The sequence below is a fragment of the Vibrio sp. S234-5 genome (assembly GCF_000960595.1).
Lineage (GTDB): Bacteria > Pseudomonadota > Gammaproteobacteria > Enterobacterales > Vibrionaceae > Vibrio.
This window is the reverse complement of record NZ_JZAM01000221.1, coordinates 1-6,109: the sequence shown is the minus strand read 5'-3', so window position 1 is coordinate 6,109 and position 6,109 is coordinate 1. Positions and strand designations below refer to the sequence as shown.

The window sequence follows — 6,109 nt, the reverse complement described above, 5'->3', positions numbered from 1 at the left end:
TTACCGCCGTAAACTTTAGCAAGAGTTGTACAGATAGCTGCAGTTAGAGTTGTTTTACCGTGGTCAACGTGGCCGATAGTACCAACGTTTACGTGCGGTTTCGTACGTTCAAATTTTTCTTTAGACATGAGTTGTCCCTCTAGGTACGGATTTAGGTGGCTTGAATGACCACGCAACCAATAATGGCGAATTTAGTACTCAAAAGGAAACGCAAGAGTGCTGGTGCTGATAGGCAGAATCGAACTGCCGACCTCATCCTTACCAAGGATGCGCTCTACCGACTGAGCTATATCAGCACTCAAATTAGAGTGGAGCGGGCAGCGGGAATCGAACCCGCATCATCAGCTTGGAAGGCTGAGGTAATAGCCATTATACGATGCCCGCAACACGTAACTCTGAGAGCTATTTCCTTAAGAATATGGTGGAGGGGGACGGATTCGAACCATCGAAGGCGGAGCCGGCAGATTTACAGTCTGCTCCCTTTGGCCACTCGGGAACCCCTCCAAATTTTTATCCATTTTCTTTGCTTGGAGCATACTCCGAGAGAAAATGGTGCCGACTACCGGAATCGAACTGGTGACCTACTGATTACAAGTCAGTTGCTCTACCTACTGAGCTAAGTCGGCATAAGTGGAGCGCATTCTAGTGAATGTTCTCTTCGCTTGCAATAGCTTTCTTGCAAAAAAGCGCCAAAATTTGTTTAAAGGCAATCATTTGCTGCAAAATCATACAGATCTCGCTTTTTAAACAGCAGTTTTACTATTGTGATTTGCATTCTCGAGTTCATGATGTATTTTGCATCATCTTTTAGGATTCAAATGGACATGGCGAGAAGAGTATGAGCCCATTTATGTCATTCAGTCGCGCGAATTGGTCTGATTTACGCAACTCAGTGCCAATGACACTGTCTGAAGTTGACTTAAAAGCGTTGCAGGGGATCAATGAGAACCTGACAATGCAGGAAGCCGTTGAGGTTTACCTACCGCTGGCTCGTCTACTTAACCTCTATGTCCAAGCAAGGCAGAGTCGTAACTCTGTGCTGCACAATTTCCTCAATAATGAAGAGCATGCCCCACCATTTGTGATCGGCATTGCAGGCAGTGTGGCTGTGGGAAAGAGCACCACCGCCCGTGTGCTACGTGCACTGCTTGCACGTTGGGAAAATCATCCGAAAGTGGAGTTAGTCACCACCGATGGTTTTCTCTACCCGAAAAAGGTACTGGATGAGCGCGGTATTATGCACCGTAAAGGCTTTCCTGAGTCGTATGATATGAAACGCCTTGTCCAGTTCGTCTCGGATGTGAAGGCTGGCAAACCAGACCTAACAGTTCCGGTTTATTCGCATATCACTTATGACATCACTGATGAGTTGAAAAGTATTGATTGTCCAGACGTGTTGATTATTGAAGGGCTCAATGTTTTACAAAGTGGCATGGACTATCCCCATGATCCGCATCGTGTGTTTGTCTCTGACTTTCTCGATTTTTCGATTTACGTCGATGCGCCTTGCGAGATCATTGAGCAGTGGTACATCGAACGCTTTCTTAAGTTCCGTAAAGGTGCGTTCACTGAGCCCGGTTCCTACTTTAGTCACTACACTCAACTCTCTGAACAGCAAGCGATCGCCAAAGCTCAGCAAATTTGGCGTGATATTAATGGGTTGAATCTTCAAGAAAACATTCTACCGACCAAAGAAAGGGCGCAGTTGATCTTACGAAAAGGGCCAAATCACTCAGTCGAAGAAGTGTTGGTGAGGAAATAATAACCTTCTGCTTACTTGTTCACTGGGCGTAGCGATATCTCGCCGCCGAGGTAACTCTGAACCCCATTAGCCGAGCTAAGCAGTACCCCGCCCTGATTGTCGATACCAACCACCTCGCCATACACTTCTCGAGCGCCCATCAGCAACTTGACCTGACGACCGCGAAAGTTATCTAAGCGGTTCCAACGCTCAACAAACCCAGTCATACCACACAATTCGTACTCTTTTAACGCTCGCTGCCAGCTGCACATCAGTGCTAGAGCCAATTGGTTGCGATCTATCGGCGTCGCGCTATCAATCTGGTTTAGTGCTGTCCATGGTTGATCGATGCTGTCTTTACTCTCTTGCATCTGAATGTTCAGCCCCATACCGATCACCAGATGTGCCGCCCCACCCGCTTGACCAGACATTTCAACTAAAATGCCCGCCAGTTTCTTATCCTGATAATAGACATCGTTTGGCCACTTGAGTTTGACACCTTGTATGCCCAACGATTCCAATGCTTCTACCGCAGCAATGCCGACAACTAAGCTCAGCCCCATGGCGGCCGCCATCCCCGCATCCAGTTTCCAATACATAGACATGTAGAGATTGGCACCAAAAGGGGAAAACCACTGTCGACCTCTGCGCCCACGCCCTTTTGACTGATACTCTGCGAGGCAGACATGGCCCGACTCAAGCTCTCCGATACGATTAAGTAGGTACTGATTGGTGGAATCGATCACCGGAATCAGTTCAACGGAAGCCATGCTGTCAGCTTGTAATCGCGCTTCATCAAGCAAATATAACGGCTGTGCAAGCTGATAGCCCCGCCCTTGAATGCGATAAATGTCCAGCCCCCATTCCTGCATACCGTTGATGTGCTTGGCGATGGCCGCTCGCGACATGCCCAATTCTTGCCCGAGCGCTTCACCAGAATGGAAGTCTCCATCCGCCAGCTTACTGAGTAAATGCAGTTTAACGGTGTGTTCTTTTCTCATCGTCTTACCTGTTCTAGTGTGGTTTCTGCATGACGCCCCATAAAACGGACTTCGTGTTCCAGTGCGATTTGATACGTCTCCCAGACCCGATCACACACCAGCCCAGCCAGTGCAATCACATCTTGTGCGCTGCACTCAGCAGCATTAATCAAAACCAGCGCCTGATCGGGATGCACCTGCGCGCCGCCAATCATCACGCCTTTGAGCTGACAATGCTCAATCAGCCAGCCCGCCGCCACTTTCACTTTATCGCCCGCAGGATAGGCGACGATGTTCGGAAACTGTTTCTGTAAATGAGCAAAGTGCTGCGCATCAATGACCGGGTTTTTAAAAAAGCTGCCTGCATTGCCAAACTGTGCTGGATCTGGCAGCTTTTGCGTACGCACTTGACAGACAGTGTCATAAATACGCTTAGGCGTCAGCTCATGTGCGGGAATGTTCTGAAGCGGACCATAACTGTTCACGGCCATCCAGTTTTTTTTCAACTTAAGTCCCAAGCCGACAATCACACAGCGTCCATACCACTGATGTTTAAATGTGGAATCTCGGTAGCCGAAGTGACATTCATCCGCAGTCAATCGGCGTGGCGAATAATCCTCAAGCGAAATGATATCGACATAATCACAGACATCTTTTAGCTCGACGCCATAAGCACCAATATTCTGGATCGGCGCCGAACCAGCACAGCCGGGGATCAAGGCTAAATTTTCTAATCCGCCGATACCTTGCTCCACGCACCATTTAACCAACTGCGGCCAATCTTCGCCGCCAGCGACGTACAAATAGTAGTGTTCGTCATCTTGCGTTAGCGTCTTTCCCATCAGGCGATTAATAATGACTACGCCAGCAAAGGGCTGCGTAAACAGCATATTACTGCCCTTTCCTAACACCAGCTTGGGCAATCCAGCCAAAGCGGTATTCGAGTAAATGTCAATTAACTCATCAAGAGATCTCACTTCAACCAAATGATCGCAGTACTGCTCGATGGCGAAGGTGTGGTAAGGCTTTAAAGAAGCATGATGTTGAATTTGCATGAGGTCTTCGTCGTAACTTAAACTGAGGCCATTCTACATGACTTCAACCCAAGACGCAGTCGCCATGGCACACACAATCCGCATTGAACGACTAGACCCCATTAAGCTCCCTTTGGTGAAAAAACTGTACAAGGCATACTATCCCGGTGCAAAAGCCAAAAAAGAAGAACACATTGTTGTCGCTTATAAAGAGAATCAAATAGTTGGATTGGTTCGTTTTAAACCGATAGAAGAATATTTATTACTGACTGGTATGTTAGTCGTCCCTGCGCACAGAGAGCAGGGCGTTGGTCACACGCTTTTGTCTTATTGCCAGGAAAGTATTCTCAAAAATCACTGTTATTGCTTTGCTTACCGGCATTTACCGCCCTTTTATGCGCAGCATGGCTTTAAGACCATTGACGTTGATGCTATCCCTAACTCTCTGAAACACAGGTACCTGCGCTACTGTGAAAGTGGTAAAGATCTCATTCCAATGCAATTCATCGATGATTAAATGCAAACAGCCCTAGCATTTCTGGCAATGAATTTAAGATGTTTGCTAGAATGGCCAACTCGCAATACTGCACATAACTAAGGTAATACACCCCATATGATGACTAGCAGGAATCCGTTTGCCCAGCTTCCGGCAGTCGCTGTAAATGCAGACGCTCTGGAAGTTCTTCACTCGGCAAAAGACTTCAGAATCCGTTTATTGGAGGAAATCGCAAAAGCGACGTCTCGTATTTATCTGGTTGCGCTCTACTTAGAAGACGATGAAGCAGGAAGAGAAATTCTCACCGCGCTTTATGAAGCCAAGCAACGTAACCCCGGCCTTGATATCAATGTTTGTGTTGACTGGCACAGAGCCCAACGTGGATTGATCGGCGCAGAGAAGTCCGAAGGTAATGCGGCACTCTACAAAGCTTATGCGCAAAAATATCAACATAAGATTCCTGTGTATGGCATCCCGGTGCGAGGACGAGAAGTCTTCGGCGTGCTTCACCTAAAAGGATTCGTAATTGATGACACCGTAATCTACAGCGGTGCCAGCCTCAATAATGTCTATTTGCAATATAGCGAACGCTATCGTTTTGATCGTTATCATTTGATTCAAAATGAGATATTAGCTGACAGCATGGTTAATTTTGTACAGCAGCAAATTATCGCACACCCCGCAGTCAACGACCTTTGTTGTAGCAATAAACCCGAAACCAAAGAGATCAAAGCGGCGATACGTCAACTGCGCTCTTCACTGGCTCAAGCCCGATACCATTTTGACAGGCAAGTGGCCGAAAAAGACCAATTTTACATCACACCACTGGTGGGCTTAGGCAAACGCCGCAACTTGCTCAACCAAAATGTCGCCAAACTCATTGAAGCGGCGCAAAACGAAATTTTCATTTGCACCCCTTACTTCAATTTCCCTAAAGAAATTGCGCGAGGGATCAAACGAGCACTCAAGCGCGGTGTTAAAGTCACCATTGTGGTAGGTGATAAAACGGCAAACGATTTTTACATCGCGCCAGACAAAGAGTTTAAGACCATCGGCGGTCTGCCCTATTTATACGAAGTTAACCTACGCAAATTTGCCAAGGCATTTGAAGCACAGATTGCTGCAAGAAATCTCTCGATTCGCCTTTGGAAACATGACGACAACAGCTTCCATCTCAAAGGCATTTGGGTGGATAAACGCTACATGCTACTAACTGGTAATAACTTGAATCCACGCGCTTGGGCTCTAGACCTAGAAAACGGCCTCTTGATTCGTGATGATTACGCACAGTTAACCGATAAATTTGAAGCTGAAATAGAAAATATTTTGCAGCACACCCAACTCGTCTGCACATACAAGCAGTTAGAGAAAGTCGAAGACTATCCACTGGTGGTTCAGAAGCTCGTACGTAAGATCACTCGTATCAAAGCCGATGGTGTATTAAAGAGAATTCTTTAATCATAATTTTCCTACTTCCCTTCTGGCCTTAATCTTGTTAAGGCCATTTTTCATCTTTTAGACAACAACCCTGTCTCTTAGAAAGCCAATACATAAAAGACAAGGCTGATAATACACAGGGCGGACGACTTACCGGGGCCGACATCCACGCTTATACCAATCTAAGTAAAAATGTGATCTAATTGAGGCCATTCAACGATAAAACTTATTCGCTATGGACAGTCTCAATAATATCGACTTTAAAAAGCTCGCAAGCCAGCAGAAATCTATTCAGATGAAAATGAGATTGCTGGTCCTCGCTCATTTCAAAGATGGACACTCTCGCACCCAAATCGCCAAGTTTCTTATGGTGAGCCGAACCAGTGTTAATAAGTGGGTTCACACTTTTCTTGAAGAAGGA

7 protein-coding genes and 4 tRNA genes are annotated in these 6,109 nt (G+C 46.5%); 4 read left to right on the top strand and 7 right to left on the bottom strand.

The annotated features are described in order from the left end of the window. The 5 genes from UF06_RS24505 to UF06_RS13140 all read right to left on the bottom strand — a co-directional run. A partial coding sequence (locus UF06_RS24505) for a GTP-binding protein (protein WP_228842096.1) occupies window positions 1-128 on the bottom strand: 128 nt, incomplete at its 3' end. A 92-nt stretch (window positions 129-220) separates the two neighbouring features. Continuing rightward, a tRNA-Thr gene (locus tag UF06_RS13155) sits at window positions 221-296 on the bottom strand. 13 nt (window positions 297-309) lie between these two features. Then, window positions 310-384: transfer RNA gene (locus UF06_RS13150), tRNA-Gly, on the bottom strand. A gap of 35 nt (window positions 385-419) precedes the next feature. Further along, window positions 420-504 (bottom strand) — tRNA-Tyr (locus UF06_RS13145). Window positions 505-550: 46 nt separating this feature from the next. After that, window positions 551-626 (bottom strand) — tRNA-Thr (locus tag UF06_RS13140). A 212-nt stretch (window positions 627-838) separates the two neighbouring features. On the opposite strand from UF06_RS13140, the gene coaA reads away from it, so the two are divergent. After that, window positions 839-1,762 (top strand): type I pantothenate kinase, encoded by a 924-nt coding sequence (gene coaA / locus UF06_RS13135; RefSeq protein WP_045570852.1) that lies wholly within the window; start codon window positions 839-841, stop codon window positions 1,760-1,762. An 11-nt stretch (window positions 1,763-1,773) separates the two neighbouring features. Here the strand turns inward: coaA and birA are convergent, their stop codons facing one another. Further along, window positions 1,774-2,742, bottom strand: coding sequence for a bifunctional biotin--[acetyl-CoA-carboxylase] ligase/biotin operon repressor BirA (gene birA, locus UF06_RS13130; protein WP_045570851.1), 969 nt, complete (start codon window positions 2,740-2,742; stop codon window positions 1,774-1,776). Further along, window positions 2,739-3,776 carry a UDP-N-acetylmuramate dehydrogenase gene (gene murB, locus UF06_RS13125; protein WP_045570850.1) on the bottom strand — a complete coding sequence of 346 codons (1,038 nt, stop codon included), beginning with the start codon at window positions 3,774-3,776 and terminating at the stop codon, window positions 2,739-2,741. The genes birA and murB overlap by 4 nt, the downstream gene beginning before the upstream one ends. 37 nt (window positions 3,777-3,813) lie before the next feature. Between murB and UF06_RS13120 the strand changes: the two genes are divergently transcribed. The 3 genes from UF06_RS13120 to UF06_RS13110 form a co-directional block, all read left to right on the top strand. Continuing rightward, a complete protein-coding gene (locus tag UF06_RS13120; RefSeq protein ID WP_226971503.1) occupies window positions 3,814-4,272 on the top strand; it encodes a GNAT family N-acetyltransferase in 459 nt (152 codons plus the stop codon). A gap of 96 nt (window positions 4,273-4,368) precedes the next feature. After that, window positions 4,369-5,709, top strand: a complete 1,341-nt coding sequence (pssA, locus tag UF06_RS13115) for a CDP-diacylglycerol--serine O-phosphatidyltransferase (RefSeq protein ID WP_045570849.1) — start codon at window positions 4,369-4,371, stop codon at window positions 5,707-5,709. A 214-nt stretch (window positions 5,710-5,923) separates the two neighbouring features. Continuing rightward, window positions 5,924-6,109: helix-turn-helix domain-containing protein (locus UF06_RS13110; protein WP_045570848.1), on the top strand; the 186-nt coding region annotated here is incomplete at its 3' end.